The following is a 24,122-nucleotide window of genomic DNA, read 5'->3' as shown; positions in this document are numbered from 1 at the left end:
CCGGCGACTAGTTGTCCTCGTCGCCCTCGGTCTTGTCGTCGCCCTCCGCGGAGTCGACCTCCTTTTCGAGGCCGAGCTGCTCGATGAGCCACTTGTCGAACTCGATCGACGCGCGGACCCAGCTGACCGTGGAGGACACGAAGTGCTCCAGGCTGACGCCGGTGCCGATCAGCATCTGCGCCTCACCGATCAGACGGACCGAGCCGTCGTCGTGCGTGTGGCTGTAGACCTTGGGCCACAGGGTGCGACGGTTCCAGTCGTCGATCGATTCGAGCAGCTGCGGCTTGTCGTCGATCGCGTGCGGGCGGTCGTAGAAGGTCCGGACGGAGAAGACCTGCTGCTCGCCTTCGCCGCGGAACATGAAGTACGTCCGGAAGTCCTCCCACGGCGCCGCGAGGTCACCCTCGTCGTCGACGACGTACTTGAGCTCCATCTGCTCCAGGAGCTGCTTGACCAGATCCTGGTCGGGGACGACGGGGCCCGCCGGTCCTGTGGCCTGCGGTTCGGGCTGACCCCCGAAGTTCGGAATCGAGGCCGGGTCGATGCTCACCGTGTACTTCCCTTCGTGCGGATACAGCCATCCTCCCCCATCCGTCCCACCCCGTGTCCACCCCCGCACGCCCGATCCGCTCCGGGCGGACACCGGAGCCGGAACCGGGGCGGAGAGCGGGGCGGAAACCAGGGCGGAAACGGGGGCGGAAACCGGGCGTGCCCGACGGGCTACAGGGCCTTGCCGACCAGCAGGCCGTCGCCGGCCACGTCCACGCGGACGGTGTCGCCGTCCCTGACCTCGCCGGAGAGGATCTCCTTGGCGAGGCGGTCGCCGACCGCCGTCTGGATCAGGCGGCGCAGGGGTCGGGCGCCGTACGCCGGGTCGTTGCCCTCGTCCGCCAGCCAGGCCAGGGCCCCGGGCGTGACGTCCAGGGTGAGCCGGCGCGCCGCCAGCCGCTGCGCGAGACGTCCGATCTGGAGCTCGGCGATGTGGGCCAGCTCGTCGCGGGTGAGGGCGGAGAAGACCACCAGGTCGTCGAGCCGGTTGAGGAACTCGGGCTTGAAGCTCGCCCGCACCACGTCCAGGACCCGGGCCTTCTTGTCCTCGGCGGAGGTCGCCGGGTCCACCAGGAACTGGCTGCCGAGGTTGGAGGTCAGGATCAGGATGGTGTTGCGGAAGTCCACCGTGCGGCCCTGGCCGTCGGTGAGGCGGCCGTCGTCGAGGACCTGGAGCAGGATGTCGAAGACCTCCGGGTGGGCCTTTTCCACCTCGTCGAGCAGGACCACGCTGTAGGGGCGGCGGCGGACGGCCTCGGTGAGCTGGCCGCCCTCCTCGTATCCGACGTAGCCGGGCGGGGCGCCGACGAGGCGGGCCACGCTGTGCTTCTCGGAGTACTCGGACATGTCGATGCGGACCATGGCCCGCTCGTCGTCGAAGAGGAAGTCCGCGAGGGCCTTGGCCAGCTCGGTCTTGCCCACGCCCGTGGGGCCCAGGAAGAGGAACGAGCCGGTGGGGCGGTCCGGGTCGGCGATGCCGGCGCGGGTGCGGCGCACCGCGTCCGAGACGGCGCGCACGGCCTCGCCCTGGCCGATCAGGCGGCGGCCCAGCTCCTCCTCCATGCGGAGCAGCTTCTGGGTCTCGCCCTCCAGCAGGCGGCCGGCCGGGATGCCGGTCCAGGCGCCGACCACGTCCGCGATGTCGTCGGGGCCGACCTCGTCCTTGACCATGGTGCCCTTGGAGGCCTCCGCCTCGGCCTCGGTGGCCTCGGCCAGCTCGTGCTCCAGTGCCGGGATCTCTCCGTAGAGCAGCTTGGAGGCGGTGTCGAAGTCTCCGTCGCGCTGGGCGCGCTCGGCCTGGCCGCGCAGGTCGTCCAGGCGCTCCTTGAGCTCGCCCACCCGGTTGAGGGACTGCTTCTCCTTCTCCCAGCGGGCGGTCAGGCCGCGCAGCTCCTCCTCCTTGTCCGCCAGGTCCTTGCGGATCTTCTCCAGGCGCTCGATGGAGGCCGGGTCGGCCTCGCCCCGCAGTGCCAGCTCCTCCATCCGCAGCCGGTCGACGGAGCGCTGCAGCTCGTCGATCTCCAGCGGCGAGGAGTCGATCTCCATGCGCAGCCGGGACGCGGCCTCGTCGACGAGGTCGATGGCCTTGTCGGGCAGGAAACGGGAGGTGATGTAGCGGTCGGAGAGGGTGGCGGCGGCCACGAGGGCGCTGTCGTTGATGACCACCTTGTGGTGGGCCTCGTAGCGGCCCTTGAGACCGCGCAGGATCGCGATGGTGTCCTCGACGGACGGCTCGGCGACCAGCACCTGCTGGAACCGGCGCTCCAGCGCCGGGTCCTTCTCGATGCGCTCGCGGTACTCGTCCAGGGTGGTCGCGCCGACCATCCGCAGCTCGCCGCGGGCCAGCATGGGCTTGAGCATGTTGCCCGCGTCCATGGCGGAGTCCCCGCCGGCGCCCGCGCCGACGACGGTGTGCAGCTCGTCGATGAAGGTGATGATCTGGCCGTCGCTCGACTTGATCTCCGCCAGGACGGTCTTGAGGCGCTCCTCGAACTCGCCGCGGTACTTCGCGCCGGCGACCATCGCCCCGAGGTCGAGGGAGACCAGCCGCTTGTTCTTCAGCGACTCGGGGACGTCGCCCTTCACGATCCGCTGGGCGAGGCCCTCGACGACGGCGGTCTTGCCGACGCCGGGCTCACCGATCAGCACCGGGTTGTTCTTGGTTCGGCGCGAAAGGACCTGGACAACGCGGCGGATCTCGTGATCGCGGCCGATGACGGGGTCGAGCTTGCCCTCGCGGGCGGCCGCCGTGAAGTCCGTGCCGAACTTCTCCAGGGCCTTGTACTGGCCTTCGGGATCGGGGGTGGTCACCCGCCGCCCTCCTCGTGCGTTCTCGAAGGCGGCCAGCAGCTTCTTCGCCGTCGCGCCCTGTGCGGAAAGGACCTCACCGGCGGCCCCGCCCTTGGCGGCGATCGCGATGAGGAGGTGTTCGGTGGAGAGGTAGTCGTCGCCGAGCTTGCCCGCCTCGGCGTCGGCCTCGGCGAGTACGGCGAGCAGCTCGCGGGTGGGCTGCGGCGGCGCGACGGTGGAGCCCGTGACGCTGGGCAGGGCGGCGAGCAGCCGCTCCGCGCCGGAGCGGACGGCGGCCTGGTCGGCCTCGGTCGCGGCGAGCAGGTCGGTGACGTTCTCGTTGTCCTCGCCCGCGAGGAGCGCCAGCAGCAGGTGTGCGGGGGTCAGGTCGGCGTGGCCGTCCTTGACGGCCCTGCTGGTGGCCGCGTTCAGGGCGTCGCGGCTCTTGTTCGTCAGCTCGGCTTCCACTCGGTGGCTCTCCTCTCCGGCGGGGGTGCCGTGCACGGTGCACCGCACTGCGTAACTCTGACACGTTCAGCGTCTGCAAAGTTGAGTCTATTCCACTCAAGGCGAGTTACGTACGCTTCGGCGCATGTCCCATGACGTATTCGATCCGACGCCCGAATACCTCGCCTTCTGGCGGGAGCGGCACGTCTGCACCCTGACCACCCCGCGGCCCGACGGCACGCCGCACGTGGTGCCGGTGGGCGTGACGTACGACCCCGAGGCGGGGCTGGCCCGGGTGATCAGCAACAAGCACAGCAAGAAGGTGCGCAACGTCCTGACCGCGCCGGACGGCGCGGCGCGGGTGGCGGTGTGCCAGATGGAGGGCCGCCGCTGGGCCACCCTGGAGGGGCGCGCGGTGGTCCGTACGGACGAGGCGTCGGTCGCCGACGCGGTGGCGCGCTACGCGGAGCGGTACGGGCGGACGCCCTCGCCCAATCCCGACCGGGTCGTCCTGGAGATCACCCTGGACCGGGCGATGGGCCGGGCCTGACGCGGCAGGCCGGGGCCGCCGGGCACACCGGGGTCGCCGGGTCCACCGGTCCGGCGGGCGTTCTCAGCGGATCCTCATGTGATTGTCCGGTTCAACCACTGGACGCGGACATCACAACGGCGCCATCGTGGTCAGGTCCACGATGGCGCCGTTGTGTGGGGGTAGCACCTGGGGCGATCTGCAACGACGGGGGAATCGCCTCAGGCACTGCGGGGGGTGGCGGTGGTGATATCGGGTTCGAAGAGCTGGTGGTCCCGCTGATCGAGATTGACGAAGACCATGCCGTACCGGACCTCGCAGCGGACGGGCTGCGGTGCGCCCCGGGGGCGGCGCAGACAGCGGTAGGCGCGGACGTCCTCGTCCTCCTCGCGCACGACGACGATGGGCTGGCCGAAGAGGGTGACCATCAGCGAGTCGCCCGCGTAGGGGATGGCGGTCGCGAGGTCTATGAACTGCCAGCCGGACCGGTAGGCGGAAGCCATCTCACGTCGGAAGTCGCGGTCGTCGGGGGTCATCAGACGTCCATCGCAGGAAGAGCGGTCCAGCCGGTGTCGAACTTGCCGTTGTCCTCGGCGCCCGCGGGGGTCGCGGTCCAGCCGGTGTCGATGCTGGCGGGGGTCGCGGTCCAGCCCGTGTCGATGTCGGCGGGCCCGGCGGTCCAACCCGTGTCGAAGCCGGCGGGGGTGGCGGTCCACCCCGTGTCCGACTTGGCTATCGCGCCGCTGGTGGTCCAGCCCGTGTCGCCGGCCAGAGCGCTCCCCACGCCACTCCCGACAGCACTGACTGTCCCAAACACCGCAACAGCGGAGAAACCAACGGCAAGCGCCGAGCGAAGCATTCTCTTATACATGGTCGGCTTCGTCCTCACTTGATGGAATCCTCTCCCCCGCCTGACAGACGATGGCTCATTCAGGCACGTCAATGCCACAGGGACGATGCATCATGTTCTTGCATGTTCAGGACCCTGGGGGGTGGAGATTTGCCCAATAGTGCGACAAACCCGACACATCCCCACTCCGTCACGGCCCTGTGCCCCGAGGGAACGCGGCTGTACGCGGCGGCGCTCAGCACCGGCCGGATCGCGCGGAGCGAGGTCAAACAGGCTCCCTGCCTGCTTGAATTCGCCCTCCTGCAGCCCGACCCCGATGACGCCAACCAGCTCCGTCCGGTTCCCCCATCCGTTGCACTGGCGCAACGGCTGCATCCGATTGAACGCGAGATCCAGGACCGCCGTCGCACCGCTGTAGATCTCACCGATGCTTTCGAGCCGTTCCTCGCCATCAGCGCGCAGAGCCCCGCGGACACGCACGCCATCACCGTGCTGGAAGGATTCGAACGGATCAACGCGGCGCTGGACCTGGCGACGGCCGAATGTCATACGGAGGTGCTCACCGTCCAGCCGGGCGGCGCCCGGCCCTCCCTGGCCCTCACCCAGGCCCTGGAACGGGACGCTCCGCTGATCGACCGCGGCATCAGCATAAGGACGCTGTACCAGCACACCGCGCGGCACAGCCAGGGCACGCTCGCCTACGTGGACCGGATCTCCGCGGGCAAGGTGGAGATCCGCACGCTGGAGGAGCTGATCGAACGGCTGATCATCTTCGACCGGACCGTGGCCTTCATCCCGGTCAGCGATGACCGCCGGGTGGCGCTGGAGCTGCGCCACCCCGGGCTCGTCGAGTACCTGATCAAGGTCTTCGAGCAGCTGTGGCGGCGCGCCGTCCCGCTCAACGACGAGATCACCTACACGCACACGCCCGACGGGATCTCGGGCGTCCAGCGGTCCATCGCCCAGCTGCTGGTCGAGGGACACGTGGACGAGGCCATCGCGCGCCGGCTCGGAATGAACGTCCGGACCTGCCGGGCGCACATCGCCCGGCTGGCCACCGCCCTGGGCAGCGGCAGCAGGGCCCAGCTCGGCTTCCTGATCGCCCAGTCGGGGATCCTGCACACCGAGGGCCCCCCGGACCTTCCGGAGGCCTGAGAGGGCCGCACAGGGGCGCGCACGGCCGCACGGGGCCAGCGGGGGCGCACGGGGCCGGCAGGGGCGCACGGCGTCGGCAGGCGCACGCGGGCGCACAGGGTCCGCGGGGCCCGCGCACGGCCGCCGGTACGCGCGGGCCCCGCCCGGGAATCCCGGGCGGGGCCTGCGTACGCGTACGGCGGGAGGTCAGTCCATCGGGCGCTTGGGGCGCCAGACGACCAGGGCGCTGCCCGGCTGCGGCGGCTGGTACGGGACCAGGTCGCGCCGGTACGAGGCGTGCACCTGGGCCTCACGGGCCTGGAGGGCGGCGGCCGCCCCGTCCACGGCGGTGGACAGCTCGGCGACGCGCTGCTGGAGCGCGGCCACCTGGTTCTCCAGTTCGATGATCCGCTTGATGCCCGCGAGGTTGATGCCCTCGTCCTGGGACAGCTGCTGCACCGTGCGGAGCAGTTCGATGTCCCGGGCGGAGTAGCGCCGGCCGCGGCCGGCCGTCCGGTCCGGGGAGACCAGACCGAGCCGGTCGTACTGCCGCAGGGTCTGCGGATGCAGGCCCGAGAGCTGGGCGGCCACCGAGATCACGTAGACCGGGGTCTCATCGGTGAGCTGGTACGCACCGTTGCCGAAACGGGGCTGTCGTCGGTGGCCGTCCATGTCATGCTCCCTTCGCGGACTCGAACAGCAGGGCGCGCGGGTCCTCGGAACCCGTCGCGTCGCGGTACATCTCCAGGGCCTCGCGGGCCTTGTCGGACAGCTCCGTCGGAACCGCCACCTCCACCGTGACGAGCAGGTCGCCGCGGGTGCCGTCCTTGCGGACCGCGCCCTTGCCGCGGGCCCGCATCGTACGTCCGCCGGGGGTGCCCGGGGGGAGTTTCAGCGTGACCGCCGGCCCGTTCAGCGTGGGCACCTTGATGTCGGCGCCCAGGGCGGCCTCCGTGAAGGTCACCGGGACCGTCACCGTGAGGTTGTCGCCCTTGCGGCCGAACACTGGATGGCCGTCCACGTGCACCACCACGTAGAGGTCGCCCGCGGGGCCGCCGCGCTCGCCCGGAGCGCCCTTGCCGCGCAGCCGGATCCGCTGGCCGTCGGAGACGCCCGCCGGGATCCGGACCTGCATGGTCCGCGAGCTGCGGGCACGCCCGCTGCCCTTGCAGACGTCGCAGGGGGTCTCCGCGATCAGGCCGCGGCCCTTGCAGTCCGCGCAGGGATCGGTCAGCGAGAAGCCGCCGCCGCTGCCCCGCGACACCTGACCGGTGCCGACGCAGGTCGGGCACACCCGGGGGGTGCCGTTCTTGTCGCCGGTGCCGGAGCAGGCCTTGCAGGGGGCCTGCGAGGACATCCGCAGCGGGACGGTCGCGCCGTCCACCGCCTCCGTGAAGGAGAGCGTCACCTCGGACTCGATGTCCTGGCCGCGGCGCGGCTGGGTGCGGGTCCCCGCACCCGGGCCGGAGCCGCGGTTGAACAGGCCGCCGAAGACGTCGCCGAGGCCGCCGCCGAAGCCGCCTGCCCCTCCCGCTCCGCCGCCCTGGGCGCCCCCGAAGAGGTCGCCCAGGTCGAAGTTGAAGGAGCCACCGCCGCCGCCCGGACCGGGGCGGAAGCCACCGTTGCCGAACAGCGCGCGGGCCTCGTCGTACTCCTTGCGCTTCTTGGCGTCACCGAGGATGTCGTTCGCCTCGGAGATCTCCTTGAAGCGCTCCTCGGCCGAGGCGTCGCCCTTGTTGGCGTCCGGGTGGAACTCGCGCGCGAGCTTCCGGTACGCCTTCTTGATCTCGGCCTCGGTGGCGTCCTTCGGGACACCGAGGACCTTGTAGTAGTCCTTCTCGACGAAGTCCTTCGTGCTCATCCCCGGTGGCCCTCCTCTCGGATCCCTACATGTGGTGCGTCAGCCCTTTTCGGGGGCATCCGTGTCCTTGTCGGACGGCTCGTCGCCCTCCGCGGACTCGGACTTGGCGGCGGGTGCCGCCCCCGGCTGGGGCTCGGCCACCGCGACCCGCGCGGGACGGATCGTACGCTCGCCGATCCGGTACCCGGGCTGGAGGATCGCCACGCAGGTGTCCTCCGTGACGTCCGGCGCGTACGAGTGCATCAGGGCCTCGTGGATCGTCGGGTCGAAGGGCTCGCCCTCCTTGCCGAACTGCTGCAGGCCCATCTTGGCCGCCGCGGTCTCCAGCGACTCGGCCACCGACTTGAAGCCGCCGACCAGTTCGCCGTGCTCGCGCGCCCGGCCGATGTCGTCGAGCGTCGGCAGGAGCTCCGTCAGCAGGGACGCGACCGCGATCTCCTTGACGGCGATCCGGTCCCGCTCCACGCGGCGGCGGTAGTTCTGGTACTCCGCCTGGAGCCGCTGGAGGTCCGCGGTGCGCTCACCCAGAGCGGTACGGGCCTGGTCCAGCTGCGCCAGCAGAGCCACGTCTGCTGCTGCGGAGTCCCCGGCCGGGGCCGCGGCCTCCTCCTTGTCGGAGGAAGCGGCGGCCTTCGGCTCGGCGGCGTCGTCGGACGTGCCGTCGGCGGGGACTTCGGGCTTCTCGTCGAAGCCCGGGGTCTCCTCCGACATCAGGCAGCGCCACCCTTCGGCTTCTCGTCGTCGACGATCTCGGCGTCGACGACGTCGTCGTCGGCCTTGGCCTGGCCCGCGTCACCGGCGGGGGCGCCGGCCTGGGCGGCCTGGGCGTCGGCGTAGATGGCCTGGCCCAGCTTCTGGCTGATCGCGGCGAGCTTCTCGGTCGACGTGCGGATCTCGGCCGCGTCGTCGCCCTTCAGCTTCTCCTTCAGCTCGGTGATGGCCGTCTCGACCTCGGTCTTGACGTCACCGGGGACCTTGTCCGCGTTCTCCGAGAGGAACTTCTCCGTCTGGTAGACGAGCTGCTCACCCTGGTTGCGGGACTCGGCGGCCTCCTTGCGGCGCAGGTCCTCGTCCGCGTACTGCTCCGCCTCCTGGCGCATGCGGTCGACCTCGTCCTTGCCGAGCGAAGAGCCGCCGGTGACGGTCATCTTCTGCTCCTTGCCCGTGCCGAGGTCCTTGGCCGTGACGTGCATGATGCCGTTCGCGTCGATGTCGAAGGAGACCTCGATCTGCGGGACGCCACGCGGGGCCGGCGGCAGGCCGGTCAGCTCGAACATGCCGAGCTTCTTGTTGTACGCCGCGATCTCGCGCTCGCCCTGGTAGACCTGGATCTGCACCGACGGCTGGTTGTCCTCGGCCGTCGTGAAGATCTCGGACCGCTTGGTCGGGATCGTGGTGTTGCGCTCGATGAGCTTGGTCATGATGCCGCCCTTGGTCTCGATACCGAGGGACAGCGGGGTCACGTCGAGGAGCAGGACGTCCTTGACCTCACCCTTGAGCACACCGGCCTGGAGGGTGGCGCCGATGGCGACGACCTCGTCCGGGTTGACGCCCTTGTTGGCGTCCTGACCGCCGGTGAGCTCCTTGACGAGCTCGGCGACGGCCGGCATGCGGGTGGAGCCGCCGACCAGGACCACGTGGTCGATCTCGGACAGGTTGATGCCCGCGTCCTTGATGACGTTGTGGAACGGGGTCTTGCAGCGGTCGAGCAGGTCCGCGGTGAGCTGCTGGAACTGCGAGCGCGTGAGCTTCTCGTCCAGGTGCAGCGGGCCCTCGGCGGAGGCCGTGATGTACGGCAGGTTGATCGTGGTCTCCGTGGAGGAGGACAGCTCGATCTTCGCCTTCTCGGCGGCCTCGCGCAGACGCTGGAGCGCCATCTTGTCCTTGGACAGGTCGACGCCGTGGCCGTTGGCGAACTGCTTCACCAGGTAGTCGACGACGCGCTGGTCCCAGTCGTCACCACCGAGGTGGTTGTCACCGTTGGTGGCCTTGACCTCGACGACGCCGTCGCCGATCTCCAGGAGCGACACGTCGAAGGTGCCGCCACCGAGGTCGAAGACGAGAATGGTCTGGTCGTCCTTGTCGAGGCCGTAGGCCAGGGCGGCGGCCGTCGGCTCGTTGACGATGCGCAGGACGTTCAGGCCCGCGATCTCGCCGGCCTCCTTCGTCGCCTGACGCTCGGAGTCGTTGAAGTACGCCGGAACGGTGATGACCGCGTCCGTGACCTTCTCACCCAGGTACGCCTCGGCGTCGCGCTTCAGCTTCTGCAGGATGAAGGCGCTCATCTGCTGCGGGTTGAAGTCCTTGCCATCCAGGTTGATCTTCCAGTCAGTGCCCATGTGGCGCTTGACGGAGCGGATGGTCCGGTCCACGTTCGTGACCGCCTGGCGCTTGGCCACCTCGCCGACGAGGACCTCGCCGTTCTTGGCGAAGGCGACGACGGACGGCGTGGTCCTGGCGCCCTCGGCGTTGGTGATGACGGTGGGCTCGCCGCCTTCGAGAACGCTGACGACGGAGTTAGTGGTGCCCAGGTCGATGCCGACCGCACGTGCCATTTCAATTCCTCCAGCTGACTTGAGTGCAACGGACTCAAGAATGCCGTATCGCCGCGCGGGCGTCAACAGAGGTGAGTCGAGGACACTCAACCTTTAGGTGCCCCTTACGCTCAATGAGTCGCTGGGGATCGCGCAAAGCCCCCGCCGGAGCCGCCGCGATCCAGGACAACTCCGGCCACCCCCGGGCGATTCCGGCCTCACCCGGCCTTGAGGCGGGGTCCAGGCCGGAGCCACGCCCGAACGGGTTCGAGCCGCCCCGCGCGGCCGCGCGGCGCGCCGGGGCCGCGGCGGCCGTCCGGCACGGTGCTGGCATGCCTTCGCTGCTCTCGCTCCCCGCCCGGCCGGGGCCCCGGCCCCGCCCCCGGCTGCCGCTCCGGCCGCGCCGGCCGTGGCCGGCCAGGCCCCCGGCCAAGCGGGTGTTCGACCTCGTCGGCGCACTGGTCCTGCTGCCGGTGTGCGCCGTCCCGGTCCTGCTGGCCGCCGCGCTGCTCTACGCGACCCGGCGCGCGGGCGTCCTCGTACGGGACCCGGCCCTCGGCCTCGGCGGGCGGCCGTTCCGCACCTGGCGGCTGCGTACCGAGGACTCGGGACGGGCCGGAGAACTGGTGGACCGCTGCGCCCTGGACGCGCTGCCGCAGCTGCTCAACGTGCTGCGCGGGGAGATGTCGCTGGTGGGGCCGCGGCCCGAGGCGGGCGCGAACCGGCCCGACCGGCTCTTCGTACGGCCCGGAATGACCGGATTGTGGCAGGTCAGCGCGCGTTCCGACCTCCCCTGGGAGGAGATGGCCCTGCTCGACCGGCACTATGTGGAGAGCCATTGGCTGGGGATGGATCTCGCGATCCTCGCGCAGACCCCTCGGGCGGCCTACCGACAGAGGCATGCCTGAGCGACACAGATCACCGCTCGCCCACCTACATTGCGGCGCGGGAACTGGGTAACCTCAAGCCTTGACTCAATAAGTTACCGCTTAGTAAGTCCCGCCCGAGGAGCCCTCCCATGCAACTCGCCGCGATCATCGTGTCGCTGGTACTGACCGTGGTCGGCGTTGCGCTCATCTCCCGAGCCGTCGCGCAGATCTACCGCTTCGTCAAGCTCGGCCAGCCGGTGCCCTCGGGCAGCCGCACCGACGACCCGACGGCCCGGAGCATCACGCTCGCCAAGGAGTTCGTCGGCCACACCAGGATGAACCGCTGGGGCGTCATCGGCGTCGCGCACTGGTTCGTCGCCGTGGGCTTCCTGACCCTCGGCCTGACGATCGTGACGGCGTACGGCCAGCTCTTCAAGGCCGACTGGGTGCTGCCGATCATCGGTGGCTGGCTCCCGTACGAGCTCTACACCGAGTTCATCGCGCTGTTCACGACCCTCGGCATCGTGACCCTGATCGGGATCCGGCTCGCGAACCTGCCCTCCCGGGCGGGCCGCAAGTCGCGCTTCGCGGGCTCCAAGGCCGGGCAGGCGTACTTCGTCGAGTACGTCATCCTCACCATCGGCCTGGCGATCATGACCCTGCGCGGCCTGGAAGGCGCCATCCACGGCGTCGACCACTACGAAGCCGCGTACTGGGCCTCGTACCCGCTGGTCGCCGCGTTCAACGGGCTCAGCTACGCCGCCCTGCAGAACCTGATCTACCTGACCGCCATGATCAAGCTCGGCACCACCATGGGCTGGGCGATCACGGTCGGCCTCAACACCAACATGGGTGTCGCCTGGCACCGCTTCCTCGCCTTCCCGAACATCTGGTTCAAGCGCAACGCCGACGGCGCCACCGCGCTCGGCGCGCTCCAGCCGATGACGAGCGGCGGCAAGGAGATCGACTTCGAGGAGCCGGGCGAGGACGACGTCTTCGGCGTCTCCCAGGTCGAGCAGTTCTCCTGGAAGGGCATCCTCGACTTCTCCACCTGCACCGAGTGCGGCCGCTGCCAGTCGCAGTGCCCGGCCTGGAACACGGGCAAGCCCCTGTCCCCGAAGCTCCTGATCATGTCCCTGCGCGACCACGCGCACGCCAAGGCCCCGTACCTGCTGGCCGGCGGCGGCAAGGACATGGAGGGCAACGAGAAGGCCACGCCCGAGCAGCTCAAGGACGTCCCCGCCGCCGCCCTGGCCGAGGCCGAGCGCCCCCTCATCGGCACCGCCGAGGAGAACGGCGTCATCGACCCGGACGTGCTGTGGTCCTGCACCACCTGCGGTGCGTGCGTGGAACAGTGCCCCGTCGACATCGAGCACATCGACCACATCGTCGACATGCGCCGCTACCAGGTGATGATCGAGAGCGCGTTCCCGTCGGAGGCGGGCACGATGCTCAAGAACCTGGAGAAGAAGGGCAACCCCTGGGGTCTGGCCAAGAAGCAGCGCGTGGAGTGGACGAAGGAGGTCGACTTCGAGGTCCCGATCATCGGGAAGGACGCGGAGGACCTCTCCGAGTTCGACTACCTCTACTGGGTCGGCTGCGCGGGCGCGCTGGAGGACCGGGCCAAGAAGACCACGAAGGCCTTCGCGGAGCTCCTGAACATCGCGGGCGTCAAGTTCGCGATCATGGGCGGCGATGAGAAGTGCACCGGTGACTCGCCGCGCCGCCTGGGCAACGAGCCGCTGTTCCAGCAGCTGGGCCAGGAGAACGTGGCCATGCTGAACATGGCGTTCGGTGAAGACGATGAAGATCCTTCGACCCGTAAGCCGAAGTCGGCGAAGCGGATCGTCTCGACCTGCCCGCACTGCTTCAACACCATCGCGAACGAGTACCCGCAGCTGGGCGGCGAGTACGAGGTCATCCACCACACGCAGCTGCTGCAGCACCTGATCGACGAGGGCCGCCTCACGCCGGTCACCCCGGTCGACGGCCTGATCACCTACCACGACCCCTGCTACCTGGGCCGGCACAACAAGGTCTACACGCCGCCGCGCGAGATCATGTCCGCCGTGCCGGGCCTGCGCCAGCAGGAGATGCACCGCCACAAGGAGCGGGGCTTCTGCTGCGGCGCGGGCGGCGCGCGGATGTGGATGGAAGAGCGCATCGGCAAGCGCATCAACAACGAGCGCGTCGACGAGGCCCTGTCCCTGAACCCGGACATCGTCTCCACCGCGTGCCCGTTCTGCCTGGTCATGCTGACGGACTCGGTCAACGGCAAGAAGAACGACGGCCAGGCCAAGGAATCCGTCCAGGTCGTCGACGTCGCCCAGCTCCTGCTGGAGTCGGTCAAGGCCCCGGAGCCGACGGAGGCCGAACTGGCCGCCGCCGCCGCGCAGGCCGAGGAGGAGGCCGCCGCCGCCAAGGCGAAGGCCGAGGCGGAAGCGAAGGCCAAGGCCGACGCGGAAGCCGCCGCCAAGGCGAAGGCCGAAGCGGAAGCGAAGGCCAAGGCCGACGCGGAAGCCGCCGCCAAGGCGAAGGCCGAAGCGGAGGCCGAGGCCGCCGCGGCGAAGACGGCAGCTGACGTCGACGCGGAGCCCGAGACGAAGGCCGAAGCCGAAGCCGAAGCCGACGCGGACGCGGACGCCGACAAGGCGGAGGCTCAGGCCGAAACCGAAGCCGATGCTCCAGCCAAGGACGAGTCCCAGCCCGAGTCCAAGCCCGAGGACGAGGCCAAGGACGAGGCCAAGGACGAGGCCAAGGACGAGGCCAAGGACGAGGCCAAGGACGACGAGGTCAAGGACGGGGCCGCGGGCGCCAAGTAGGCCCCGGCACCGCACGCGAACGGCCGGTCCCCCACCAGGGGGACCGGCCGTCGCCGTGTACGCACTAGCCGCGCCCGCGCCCGCGCATCGCGAAGCCCAGCCCGGCCGCGCCCACCGCGGCCATGCCTCCGCCCGCGGCCAGCAGCACCGGGGTGTGGGACTTCGGAGCCGCGTCGACCGCCGCCGCACCGGCCTTCACGCCGCCCGGGACGACCCGGACCTGTGTCTCCGTGGCGACGACCGGCGACTTCGGGGCGACCGGCATCTCGACCGGCTGCCCGCCCCCCTCGACCGGTGGCGTCACCGGCGGAACCCTCGGCGAGTCCGCGAAGGCGGATCCCACGGGCAGCGCCAGGACGGCGGCGGCCCCGGTGAGGGCGGCGGCGGTACGGAGGGCGGTGCGGCGGGTGCTGCTCATGACAAGGGCTCTTTCTGTGCTCGTTCACGACTCCGTGGCGGCGACGGTCACAACCTACGGGCACAATATCTACGCATTCCATAGGCAATGTAACGAACCCCCGCAGACCTCGACGCAGCCATGTAAACCACCCGACCCCGGGTACCCCTAGGGGATGTCACAGGTCAGCCGCAAAGGCCACGTGTTCCGACGGCCGGGCCACGGCCGCCGCGCGGAGCAGGTACTTTCGATCACGTGGCTGGATTCAGGATCGGACGGGGCCGGGACAACAACCGCCCCCCGCAACAACCCCCGCACGCCCCTCGGCAGCAGCCGTACGGTCAGCAGCAGGCGCCACAGGCGCCGCAGCCGCCGTACGGCCACCAGCCGTACCCGAACGCCGGCCCGCCCCCGCAGCAGCACTGGCCGCAGCACGGCGGCTCAGGGGGCCACGACGAGCCCGAGTACTTCGACCCGTACGGCCGCCCGCAGCACGCGCAGCAGCCGCCGCAGGGCCAGTACGCGGCCCCGCACGAGCCCTCGTACGCGAACGACCCGGGTCACACCCAGGCCTTCTCCGTCGGCGAGGACCCGTACGGCAACGGCGCGACGTACCAGGCGGGCGTCGCCCCGGCCGCGCCCGCCGGACCGCGGCTGCCGTGGAAGGAACTGCTGCGCGGCATCGTCCTGCGCCCGGGGCCGACCTTCTTCCAGATGCGTGACTACGCCGTCTGGGGCCCGGCGCTGACCGTCACCTTCCTCTACGGCCTGCTCGCGGTCTTCGGCTTCGACAAGGCCCGTGAGGACGCGATCAAGGCGACCCTCACCCAGGCGGTCCCGATCGCCCTCAGCACCGGCGTGGCCTTCGTCATCTGCGGGCTGATCCTGGGCGGGGTCACCCACACCCTGGCCCGCCAGCTGGGCGGCGACGGCGCGTGGCAGCCGACGGTCGGCCTGTCGATGCTGGTCATGTCCCTCACGGACGCGCCGCGCCTGCTGTTCGCGATCTTCCTGGGCGGCGACAACATGCTCGTCCAGATCCTCGGCTGGGCCACCTGGGTGGCCGCCGGCGCCCTCTTCACCTCACTGATCAGCAAGTCGCACGACCTGCCGTGGCAGAAGGCGCTCGGCGCCTCCGCCATCCAGCTGGTCGCCCTGCTGTCGATCATCAAGCTCGGGACCCTCTAGCCCCGGGTACGCGAGAGGGGCCCGGCGCGCACTGCGCGCCGGGCCCCTCTCGTCGTTCACGCGTCGAGGACCTGGCCCTCGCGCTTGACCACGGGCGGCTCGACCGACCACGGGAAGTTGATCCACTCGTCGGTCTTCTTCCACACGTACTCGCACTTCACGAGGGAGTGCGACTTCTCGTAGACGACCGCGGACCGCACCTCGGCGACGTGGCCGAGGCAGAAGTCGTGGACCAGCTTGAGCGTCTTGCCGGTGTCGGCGACGTCGTCGGCGATCAGCACCTTCTTGTCGGTGAAGTCGATCGCCTCGGGCACCGGCGCCAGCATGACCGGCATTTCGAGGGTCGTACCCACGCCCGTGTAGAACTCCACGTTCACGAGGTGGATGTTCTTGCAGTCGAGCGCGTACGCCAGACCGCCGGCCACGAACACCCCGCCGCGGGCGATGCTGAGGATGATGTCCGGCTCGTAGCCATCGTCGGCGATGGTCTGCGCCAGCTCGCGGACGGCGTTGCCGAACCCCTCGTAGGTCAGGTTCTCCCGTACTGCGCTCATGCCTCGTGCCTCACCTGGGTGCGGTGGAAGTTCTGGAAGGACCGCGAGGCGGTCGGCCCGCGCTGGCCCTGGTACCTGGACCCGTAGCGGTCACTGCCGTACGGGAACTCCGCGGGCGAGCTGAGACGGAACATGCACAGCTGCCCGATCTTCATGCCCGGCCAGAGCTTGATCGGGAGCGTGGCGAGGTTCGACAGCTCCAGCGTCACGTGCCCGGAGAAGCCCGGGTCGATGAAGCCCGCGGTCGAATGCGTCACCAGTCCCAGCCGGCCGAGGCTGGACTTCCCCTCCAGTCTGGAGGCGATGTCGTCGGGCAGCGAGATGACCTCGTACGTCGAGGCGAGCACGAACTCGCCCGGATGCAGGATGAAGGCCTCGTCCCCTTCGGGCTCGACCAGCCGGGTCAGATCCGTCTGCTCGATCGCGGGGTCGATGTGCGCGTAGCGGTGGTTCTCGAACACCCGGAAGAACCGGTCGAGACGCACGTCGATGCTGGAGGGCTGCACCATCGACTCGTCGAACGGGTCAATGCGAACCCGTCCGCTGTCGATCTCGGCCCGGATGTCTTTGTCGGAGAGAAGCACGTCCCGAGGATACGCAGAGCGCGCGGGCCACCCCCAATCGGAGCGACGCCCGCGCGCCCGCCTTCCCCGGCCTGCCGGACCGCCCGCCTAGCGCTTGACGCCGCCCACGGGCACCGCGTGCCTCAGCCGCGCGCACCGCGGACAGCGCAGCAGCCGCCCGGGACCGATCCGGCCGGCACCGAGGTGCTGCAACGGGAACGAGGCGGTACTGAAAACATGCCCTTCGGCACAACGGACGACTGTGTGCTCCATCGAGTCCCTTTCCCCAACGAGCCGTACTGCGATGAATCGCCACATTAGGGGATGATCGGGACCCACTCCAGCCGCCGCTCCGCCCCCTCACGCTACGCCCCAACTCCCGCACGCACGAACCCTGCTGCACCACTTCCGGGACCGCCGCACCACGGGGGAATTCACCGCAGGTCGATCATGGGGTACAGTGTGCAACGGTAAGGCTCCAGGCAACTGGACCGCCGTGCGGATGTAGTTTAATGGTAGAACATGAGCTTCCCAAGCTTATAGCGCGGGTTCGATTCCCGTCATCCGCTCTTGCAAGAAGGCCCAGGTCAGCGACCTGGGCCTTCTTCGTTGTCTAGACCTTTCAGAGCCCACGCGCCGTTCGTATGCCACAAGTGCCGCAGCAGCGCGTCAGATTGGGCCCCCGTTCGCCAACGTCCCGGCGGTCGAGAAAATCCGATCCAGGTGGTGATGGAGCACCGCGATCGCCGACTCCGGGCTCCGCTGACCCACGAGGATGCTGGTACCCATGGTCGCCGCCATCGCGAGCAGACTGATCGCCTCCGTGCGCGCGTCGGCGTCCGGGTCGGCCAGGCCGGCCTCCTGGGCCTGTTCGAGAAGTCCGGTCAGAGCGTTCTCCGCGGCGTCGGGGTTGTCGATGAAGGGCTGGGCGGCCAGCGCCTCGTCGGTCACAGACAGAATGGCGTACGAGCTGTACAGCAGGTGGAACGTGCGGCTCTCCTCATCGGTCGGCAGCGAGGCCAGCAGCAGCGCCTCCACCGTGGCGCGCGGGCCCGGGTCCGGGCCGACAGCGGCCAGTCGGGCGCCCACCCTCGCGGTGAAGCGGTCGGTCAGGTGTCGGAGGCCGTAGAAGAGCAGCTTTTCCTTGGTCTCGAAGTAGTACTGCACGAGCCGGAGCGACACACCGGCCTCCGCGGCCACGTCCCGCATGCCGACCGCATGCAGCCCGCGCCGCCCCGCGACCTGGATGAGCGCCTCGGCGATCTGGGCGCGCCGCTCCTCGTGATCCACACGCTTCGGCATGTTCCTGTGTCTCCGCCTGTCGATAGTGGGTTCGCGGTCCGCTACCCGAACCCCTTCATGATACCGCCGTACCACATTGGTGGTACAGTCGTACCACGACGAACGGATCTTCCCAGGAGGTGCCGCCGTGCCCGAGAACACCGCCCGCGTACGCCGCGATGTCGGCCGCTACATCAACGACACTCTGCGCGACCGCTACTTCGCCGCCGCGGACGTGCTCTACGCGATGGGGGCACCCGTCCGCTCCGAGACGGATGTGGAGACCAGCTTCGGCACCACCCACGTCTACCGGTACGGGCCTTCGGACCCCGCCGCCGAGTCCCGGACCCCGATCGTCCTGATCCATGGCGCGGGCTACAGCTCGGCCATGTGGTACCCCAACACCCCCGGTCTCAGCCTCGACCGCCCCGTCTACGCGCTCGACACGCCGGGCGACGCGAACCGCAGCGTCCACCGCGAGCCCATGTGGCAGCCCGAGCGCGCCGCCCAGTGGATGGACGAGGCCCTCGACGCCCTCGGCCTCGACCGGGTCCACCTGGTCGGCTCCTCTTACGGCGGCTGGCTGGTGCTCAACCAGGCCCACCGCCGACCCGGACGGCTCGCCTCCGTCACCGCCCTCGACCCCGGCGGGCTGGAGAAGGTCGGCCTGCGCTTCTTCGCCTGGGTCTTCGTGAGCCTGTTCGCCACCTTCGCCCCCAAGGCGCTGCGCCCCCGGCTCGCCAAGTGGCTGGACCAGCCGGTCATAGCCGTCCCCGAGATGCGCAAGTGGATCCACCTCGGCGCCCGCGCGTACCGGATCCGCCGCCCCGCACCCCTGCCGCTGGCCGAGGACGCGCTGCGGTCCATCCGGACCCCGCTCTACGTCATCATGGGCAAGCACAGCCTGCTCGTACACCCCAAGCGGCAGCTGGAGCGCGTACCGCGCCTCGTCCCCGGAGCCCGCGCCGAGATCATCACCGCGACCGGCCACGGACCGCAGATCGACCACCCGGACGTGGTCAACGCCCGGATGCTGTCCTTCATGGAGGACGCCGATTCCCTCGACCCTGCTGCGGTCGAGGCATAGGGCTACGGCAGGGAGAAGCGGCCGTAGGCGGCGCCCACTCCGTGCCACAACGTGCCAGTAGGGGCGGTAAACAGCGGTCAACACGGGGTCGCCGGAAGCAGCCCGGACGGATCCGCCGGCGAATATCCCCGCAGGTCAGCGGGCATATGCACACCCAAGTACCGGGTGATTCCCAAGCCTATAGCGCGGGTTCGATTCCCGTCATCCGCTCCATGACAAAGCCCCAGGTCACCGGCCTGGGGCTTGTTTGCTGTCTAGACCTATCTGGGCCCGCGTGCCGCACGTGCCATAAGTGCCTTACCGGGGCGTCAGGTTGGGCTCCGAGACGCCGCACCCGGCGCTGTGAGGGTTGTGCGCAGCAGGTCCAGGAAGACGGTGGCCGCGGGGCTGGAGGGGCCGTCCGTCCGCCAGGCCAGAGCGACCCGGGCGCGTAGCGGCGGCTCGGTGATCTGCAGCGTCCGCAGCCCGAGGGCTGCCGCCGCGCCGACAGGGAGAGCGGGAACCACCGCCACGCCGAGGCCGCGGGCGGCGAGCTGTGCGAGGAACGGCAGAGCGGCTGCCTCGAAGGCGATACGGGGCCGGAACCCGGCCTGCGCCGACGCACGGTCGAGTACTCCACGGATACCCGTGCCACGCGGCAGGCTGATCAGCGGGCGATCGCGGAGTTCGGCCAACGGAATGCTCGTGCGGTCCGGGGGCGTGAGGGCGGGGTCGTCCGGGGCGACGGCTGCGACCAGAGGTTCGTCGACCAGGACCTGGACGGAGATGCCCGGTGGCGGTTCCTCGTGCGCGAGTCCGATCACGGCGATGTCGAGCTCCCCACGATTCAGTGCAGTGAGCATCCGCTCCGAGGCGTCCTCCGTCAGGGCGATCTCGACCTGGGGGTGGTCCTCGTGGAAGCCTGCCAGTACGGCGGCCAGGTCGAACTCATGGGCTGCCGCGGCTGCGCCCGAGACGAGGCCGAGGGTGACGTGACCGCGTAGCAATCCGGTGAACTCGTCAGCGGTCTGCCGTACCGCTTCGACGGCGGAGAGCGCGGCCCGCGCGTACGGCAGTACAGCCTCGCCCACCTCCGTCAGGGTCACCGACCGGCCGGAGCGGTCGAGCAGCGGGTGCCCGAGTTCCTTTTCGAGCTGGCGGACTTGGGCGCTCACACCCGGCTGCGCCAGGTGCAGACGGGCGGCGGCGCGGGTGAAGTTGGCTTCCTCCGCGACCGTGACGAAGTACCGCAGCTGCCGGATGTCCATAACTCATCATTCTAGTTGTGAGACATGCAAACTCTTGGACTTATGGCGGGGCTGCCGAGAGCCTTGAGGTCATGGGGAACAAGACGCACCGGAGACCAGCGGCAGACATCAAAGCCGCGATCGCAGCCGAACGCCGAGAGCTGGCGGCCGTGCTCGACGGCTTGTCGGCCGAGGAGTGGGACGCTCCGAGCCTGTGCGGGGGTTGGCGGGTACGGGAGGTCGCGGCCCACATGACGATGGGGTTCCGGTACTCGCTCCCCAAGATGGCGCGGGAACTGATCAGGGCGCGAGGCAGCCTCCACCGGATGACCGACCTCTGTGCCCACAAGGACGCGGCCGCCCATTCGACACGCGAGCTCGCCGCATTCCTCGGCGACAACGCGGATCACCCCTGGAAGCCGCCGGTCGGCGGGATCGAGGCGGCCTTGGGCCATGACGTGGTCCACGGCCTGGACATTACGGTCGCGCTGGGCCTCGACCGCCGGGTTCCCGAGGACCGCGTACGCATCCTCCTGGAGTGCGTCGACGCCAGGACCCTCACGTTCTTCGGAGCCGACCTGGGCGGCATCGAACTCCGCGCCGACGACCTCGACTGGTCCTTCGGTACTGGAACGCCACTTTCCGGTGCCGCACAGGATCTCCTCCTGCTCGCCTACGGCCGACGGCTCCCGCCGGGGCACCTCCGCGGCGAACCGCGTGACCGCTTCGTCGCCGCGCGGGTGGCGTGACGGACATGCGCATCCGACTCCTCCAGGGGCTCGCCGTGCTCGCCACCGGGCTGCTCGCCGGCGCATTCGGCTACGGCGCGGCCAACCTCGTCCCCACCTTCAACGCAGTACCGCTCGACATGCGGCTGTCGTTCCACGCCGAGCTGATGAAGATGAACGGCATCACCATGCAGGCCGCGATGGCCGCGTCGACACTGAGCTCCCTCGCTCTCGCGACCCTGACACGCGGCCGCGCCCGGCTGATCTCGGGTACGGCAGGTCTGCTGACCCTCGCTTCGTTCCTGATAACCCGGCTCGGCAATGTGCCGATCAACGGCCGGATCAAGGAATGGGCGCTCACCTCGGCACCGGTCGATCACGCGGAGATCCTGCGGCGCTGGGAACTCTTCAACGACCTGCGCACGCTCACCGCCCTCATTGCGTTCGCTCTGCTCATCACCCTCTCTCTGAAACCGATTGCGGGAGCAATTCCAGGCGCCAGCGGCCCTGCCGGCGGCGGAAACCCGCAGTCGATCCGCGCCCTTGCGCCTCCGTGAGGCACCGCCATGAGGGACGTGCCCCAACCGTGCCCTGAGGGACGGTCAACAGCGGTCAGAACCGGAGCGCAAAGAGGCCCCAGAATGCGCTTCGAAGGGTCGATTCCCGCAGGTCAGGAGCCATACGAACAGGTTCCGCGCCATAGATTCCCAAGCTTATGGCGCGGGTTCGATTCCCGTCATCCGCTCCACTGCAAAGCCCCAGGTCAACGACCCGGGGCTTTTGTGTTGCCTGGACCTCTCCACCCCTCACGAGTCGGCCTGCGGCCACATCTGGCGCCAGCACGGGCCAAGACCACGCAACAGATCCGCACGGACGTGCGACACCTTCGCCTTCCTGACGTTCCGTCACTCTTGCAGACCCTTTTTTACGATTTGGCGTCTATTGCTGTGAAATATGCGTCAATACTGCCGGGTGACGGCGCATCACTGCCTCTGACAGGGAGTCGCTCTGCCGTCCCCCGCTCGGGGTGAGCCTGCGCGCCGACGCAGGCAGGGAGCTTGCGGCCCTGAGCAGTCACCGTCGCGGGCGCTCGGAATCCTCCTCGGGGAGTACTGAGGATCGAAGCAACAAGAAAGGTCCTGCTATGGCATTGGATGTCATCCGGTCGGCTCCACCCGACGCAAGCCCTCAACGCAGTCTGCTCAAACGGGGAGCCTTCGCCCTGCTCCCCGCAGCGCTCCTGGCGTCGGCCGCCCTGGTCCCGAACCTCGCTCACGCCGCGGAATCCACCGTGGGGCTGGGGACCGCCACCAGTTACGCGGTTCTGGCCGGTTCGACGATCACCAACACGAACCCCACCATCATCAACGGCGACCTGGGGCTCTATCCGGGCACATCGGTGACCGGCTTCCCGCCCGGCATCGTCAACGGGGTGCAGCGCGTGTTCCCCAACGCCGCTGCCGGTCAGGCGAAGTCCGACCTCGTCGTCGCCTACGACGACGCGGCAGGACGGGGACCCGGGACCGTGCTCGCTGCGGCCGAGATCGGCGGACTGACGCTGGCGCCCGGCGTCTACACCGCCCCGTCGTTCGTGCAACTCACCGGGACGGTCACACTCGACGGCCAGAACGATCCCAACTCCGTCTTCATCTTCCGGATCCCCTCGACCCTGACCACGGCTCCGGCGAGCGTCGTGGCCTTCATCAACGGAGCAAGTGCCTGCAACGTGTTCTGGCAGGTGGGCAGCTCCGCCACCATCGACACGACCACCCAGTTCAAGGGCAACATCCTGGCCCTGCAGTCCATCACGCTGAACAACAGCGCCGTGATCCAGGGCCGTGCCCTGGCGCGCAATGGCGCGGTCACGATGGACAACAACACCATTACGAGGCCGGACTGCGCCGTTGGTCCGCCCGGACCGAGCGGACCTCCCGGACCCAGTGGACCTCCCGGACCGACCGGCAGCCCCGGCCCGACCGGCAGCCCCGGCCCGACCGGTGCCCCCGGCCCGACCGGCAGCCCCGGCCCGACCGGTGCCCCCGGCCCGACCGGTGCCCCGGGCCCGACCGGCAGCCCCGGCGCCCCCGGCGCACCCGGCGCACCCGGCGCACCTGGCGCACCCGGCGCTCCCGGTAACCCCGGCGCCCCTGGCGCACCCGGCGCACCTGGTAACCCCGGGGCACCCGGCGCCCCTGGTGCCCCTGGTCCCGACGGCGCCCCTGGTGCCCCCGGAGCCCCTGGCGCTCCCGGCGCTCCCGGCCCGACCGGCGCTCCTGGCCCGACCGGCAGCCCCGGCGCCCCTGGTGCCCCTGGCGCACCTGGTGCCCCCGGCAGCCCCGGCGCCCCCGGCCCGACCGGCAGCCCCGGCGCCCCCGGTGCCCCCGGCGCACCTGGTGCCCCCGGCAGCCCCGGCGCCCCCGGCCCGACCGGCAGCCCCGGCGCCCCCGGTGCCCCCGGCCCGACCGGACCCGCAGGACCCACAGGACCTGTCGGACCCACCGGACCCGCAGGACCCAAGGGGCCTCGCGGAGACAAGGGCGAGAAGGGGCACCATGGCCACGACAAGGACGAACACGGCAACCACGACCACGACAAGGACGAGCACGGCAAGGACGAGCACGGCAAGGACGAGCACGGCGACCACGACCACGACCAGGACGAGGGCGAGGGCGACAACGGTCAGGGTGACCACGACGAGGGCAAGCCGCCGTGGGCCAACTTCCTTCCGAACGGCCAAGCCGAGGCTCCCGGCCACGCTGGTCCCGGCCACGCGGCCAAGAGCGTCAACTTCGCCCACGTGAGCGCCGCCACCAGCCAGCAGCCGGCGGGGGCCGGATCAAGCAGCGGGACCGGCATCACGGCCGCCTCCGCGGCAGCGCTGGCATTCGTCGGAGGCTCGGTCGTCTTCACCAGGAGGAGGATGCGGCGAGGTACGACAACGCGACAGGAGTAGCCCATCGCAGGCGTGACCGCCTCACGCCCCTGACCCATCGGTGTCGGGCACTCGGCCCGATCCTCGAACGCTTCGCCCTCCCGTCGCCGATGGCTGCGTACGCATCGGCGGCAGGGGCTGGAGCTCGATCAAGCGCGTAGGACGTCACGTCCGCCGTTCGGCGGCTGAGCCCCTGGGCACATCGTCCAGGGGCTCAGTGGTGCTCGCGAGTGATCGATTCGGATTCACGGACGCGCCGGCCGGCGATGTCATGGTCCCGGT

22 protein-coding genes and 1 tRNA gene are annotated in these 24,122 nt (G+C 70.0%); 10 read left to right on the top strand and 13 right to left on the bottom strand.

The window, feature by feature from the left end; translation table 11 throughout:
• Positions 1-7 precede the first annotated feature (7 nt).
• On the bottom strand, positions 8-550 hold the full coding sequence (locus ACZ5D2_RS01810; protein ID WP_030228699.1) for a type III secretion system chaperone family protein: 543 nt from the start codon (positions 548-550) through the stop codon (positions 8-10).
• A 170-nt stretch (positions 551-720) separates the two neighbouring features.
• Positions 721-3,306 carry an ATP-dependent chaperone ClpB gene (clpB, locus tag ACZ5D2_RS01805; RefSeq protein ID WP_371677788.1) on the bottom strand — a complete coding sequence of 862 codons (2,586 nt, stop codon included), beginning with the start codon at positions 3,304-3,306 and terminating at the stop codon, positions 721-723.
• 124 nt (positions 3,307-3,430) lie between these two features.
• Between clpB and ACZ5D2_RS01800 the strand changes: the two genes are divergently transcribed.
• Positions 3,431-3,835: a pyridoxamine 5'-phosphate oxidase family protein gene (locus ACZ5D2_RS01800; RefSeq protein ID WP_266840066.1), complete on the top strand. Its 405-nt coding sequence runs from the start codon at positions 3,431-3,433 to the stop codon at positions 3,833-3,835.
• Positions 3,836-4,035: 200 nt separating this feature from the next.
• Here the strand turns inward: ACZ5D2_RS01800 and ACZ5D2_RS01795 are convergent, their stop codons facing one another.
• Together ACZ5D2_RS01795 and ACZ5D2_RS01790 are read right to left on the bottom strand one after the other, a co-directional pair.
• On the bottom strand, positions 4,036-4,350 hold the full coding sequence (locus ACZ5D2_RS01795) for a Rieske (2Fe-2S) protein (RefSeq protein WP_030228709.1): 315 nt from the start codon (positions 4,348-4,350) through the stop codon (positions 4,036-4,038).
• Entirely contained in the window at positions 4,350-4,598 is a 249-nt protein-coding gene (locus ACZ5D2_RS01790) for a hypothetical protein (RefSeq protein ID WP_371677786.1), read from the bottom strand. The genes ACZ5D2_RS01795 and ACZ5D2_RS01790 overlap by 1 nt, the downstream gene beginning before the upstream one ends.
• Before the next feature lie 189 nt (positions 4,599-4,787).
• On the opposite strand from ACZ5D2_RS01790, the gene ACZ5D2_RS01785 reads away from it, so the two are divergent.
• Positions 4,788-5,819, top strand: coding sequence for a helix-turn-helix domain-containing protein (locus tag ACZ5D2_RS01785; RefSeq protein ID WP_030228713.1), 1,032 nt, complete (start codon positions 4,788-4,790; stop codon positions 5,817-5,819).
• Between the two features lie 186 nt (positions 5,820-6,005).
• On the opposite strand, the gene ACZ5D2_RS01780 is transcribed toward ACZ5D2_RS01785, so the two are convergent.
• Genes ACZ5D2_RS01780 through dnaK form a run of 4 tightly spaced genes read right to left on the bottom strand, consistent with a single transcriptional unit; the run spans position 6,006 to position 10,214 of the window.
• Positions 6,006-6,470 (bottom strand): heat shock protein transcriptional repressor HspR, encoded by a 465-nt coding sequence (locus ACZ5D2_RS01780; RefSeq protein WP_266840069.1) that lies wholly within the window; start codon positions 6,468-6,470, stop codon positions 6,006-6,008.
• Between the two features lies 1 nt (position 6,471).
• Positions 6,472-7,659 (bottom strand): molecular chaperone DnaJ, encoded by a 1,188-nt coding sequence (gene dnaJ / locus ACZ5D2_RS01775; RefSeq protein ID WP_468926502.1) that lies wholly within the window; start codon positions 7,657-7,659, stop codon positions 6,472-6,474.
• Positions 7,660-7,698: 39 nt separating this feature from the next.
• Positions 7,699-8,370, bottom strand: coding sequence for a nucleotide exchange factor GrpE (gene grpE, locus ACZ5D2_RS01770; protein WP_356210992.1), 672 nt, complete (start codon positions 8,368-8,370; stop codon positions 7,699-7,701).
• Positions 8,370-10,214 (bottom strand): molecular chaperone DnaK, encoded by a 1,845-nt coding sequence (gene dnaK / locus ACZ5D2_RS01765; RefSeq protein ID WP_371677783.1) that lies wholly within the window; start codon positions 10,212-10,214, stop codon positions 8,370-8,372. The genes grpE and dnaK overlap by 1 nt, the downstream gene beginning before the upstream one ends.
• Before the next feature lie 311 nt (positions 10,215-10,525).
• On the opposite strand from dnaK, the gene ACZ5D2_RS01760 reads away from it, so the two are divergent.
• On the top strand, positions 10,526-11,101 hold the full coding sequence (locus tag ACZ5D2_RS01760; RefSeq protein ID WP_468926497.1) for a sugar transferase: 576 nt from the start codon (positions 10,526-10,528) through the stop codon (positions 11,099-11,101).
• Between the two features lie 110 nt (positions 11,102-11,211).
• The gene (locus ACZ5D2_RS01755; protein ID WP_468926494.1) at positions 11,212-13,884 is read left to right on the top strand and encodes a (Fe-S)-binding protein; all 2,673 of its coding nucleotides are present in this window, start codon (positions 11,212-11,214) and stop codon (positions 13,882-13,884) included.
• A gap of 64 nt (positions 13,885-13,948) precedes the next feature.
• Here ACZ5D2_RS01755 and ACZ5D2_RS01750 read toward each other — a convergent pair whose 3' ends face one another.
• Positions 13,949-14,302: a hypothetical protein gene (locus ACZ5D2_RS01750; protein WP_468926491.1), complete on the bottom strand. Its 354-nt coding sequence runs from the start codon at positions 14,300-14,302 to the stop codon at positions 13,949-13,951.
• A gap of 234 nt (positions 14,303-14,536) precedes the next feature.
• Between ACZ5D2_RS01750 and ACZ5D2_RS01745 the strand changes: the two genes are divergently transcribed.
• A complete protein-coding gene (locus ACZ5D2_RS01745; protein ID WP_371677779.1) occupies positions 14,537-15,469 on the top strand; it encodes a Yip1 family protein in 933 nt (310 codons plus the stop codon).
• Positions 15,470-15,525: 56 nt separating this feature from the next.
• On the opposite strand, the gene ACZ5D2_RS01740 is transcribed toward ACZ5D2_RS01745, so the two are convergent.
• Positions 15,526-16,023 (bottom strand): phosphoribosyltransferase, encoded by a 498-nt coding sequence (locus ACZ5D2_RS01740; RefSeq protein WP_371677778.1) that lies wholly within the window; start codon positions 16,021-16,023, stop codon positions 15,526-15,528.
• Complete coding sequence (gene dcd / locus ACZ5D2_RS01735; RefSeq protein WP_371677777.1) at positions 16,020-16,607, bottom strand: dCTP deaminase; 588 nt, start codon at positions 16,605-16,607, stop codon at positions 16,020-16,022. Before dcd ends, ACZ5D2_RS01740 begins: the two co-directional genes overlap by 4 nt.
• A 477-nt stretch (positions 16,608-17,084) precedes the next feature.
• On the opposite strand from dcd, the gene ACZ5D2_RS01730 reads away from it, so the two are divergent.
• A tRNA-Gly gene (locus ACZ5D2_RS01730) sits at positions 17,085-17,155 on the top strand.
• Between the two features lie 100 nt (positions 17,156-17,255).
• Here ACZ5D2_RS01730 and ACZ5D2_RS01725 read toward each other — a convergent pair.
• Positions 17,256-17,888: a TetR/AcrR family transcriptional regulator gene (locus ACZ5D2_RS01725; RefSeq protein WP_468926486.1), complete on the bottom strand. Its 633-nt coding sequence runs from the start codon at positions 17,886-17,888 to the stop codon at positions 17,256-17,258.
• Positions 17,889-18,015: 127 nt separating this feature from the next.
• Here ACZ5D2_RS01725 and ACZ5D2_RS01720 point away from each other — a divergent pair, with 127 nt between their 5' ends.
• Positions 18,016-18,954 (top strand): alpha/beta fold hydrolase, encoded by a 939-nt coding sequence (locus ACZ5D2_RS01720; RefSeq protein WP_371677775.1) that lies wholly within the window; start codon positions 18,016-18,018, stop codon positions 18,952-18,954.
• Between the two features lie 308 nt (positions 18,955-19,262).
• Here ACZ5D2_RS01720 and ACZ5D2_RS01715 read toward each other — a convergent pair whose 3' ends face one another.
• On the bottom strand, positions 19,263-20,201 hold the full coding sequence (locus ACZ5D2_RS01715) for a LysR family transcriptional regulator (protein ID WP_468926482.1): 939 nt from the start codon (positions 20,199-20,201) through the stop codon (positions 19,263-19,265).
• A 71-nt stretch (positions 20,202-20,272) separates the two neighbouring features.
• Here ACZ5D2_RS01715 and ACZ5D2_RS01710 point away from each other — a divergent pair, with 71 nt between their 5' ends.
• From ACZ5D2_RS01710 to ACZ5D2_RS01700, 3 genes are all read left to right on the top strand, one after another.
• Positions 20,273-20,929 carry a maleylpyruvate isomerase family mycothiol-dependent enzyme gene (locus ACZ5D2_RS01710; RefSeq protein WP_371677773.1) on the top strand — a complete coding sequence of 219 codons (657 nt, stop codon included), beginning with the start codon at positions 20,273-20,275 and terminating at the stop codon, positions 20,927-20,929.
• Between the two features lie 5 nt (positions 20,930-20,934).
• Complete coding sequence (locus ACZ5D2_RS01705) at positions 20,935-21,465, top strand: anthrone oxygenase family protein (RefSeq protein WP_468926480.1); 531 nt, start codon at positions 20,935-20,937, stop codon at positions 21,463-21,465.
• Positions 21,466-22,199: 734 nt separating this feature from the next.
• Positions 22,200-23,861 (top strand): ice-binding family protein, encoded by a 1,662-nt coding sequence (locus ACZ5D2_RS01700; protein ID WP_468926477.1) that lies wholly within the window; start codon positions 22,200-22,202, stop codon positions 23,859-23,861.
• Positions 23,862-24,122 lie beyond the last annotated feature (261 nt).

Source organism: Streptomyces sp. NPDC031479, from assembly GCF_055581065.1.
Note: the sequence above shows the minus strand (reverse complement) of the source record. Positions and strands in the feature narration are given on the sequence as shown.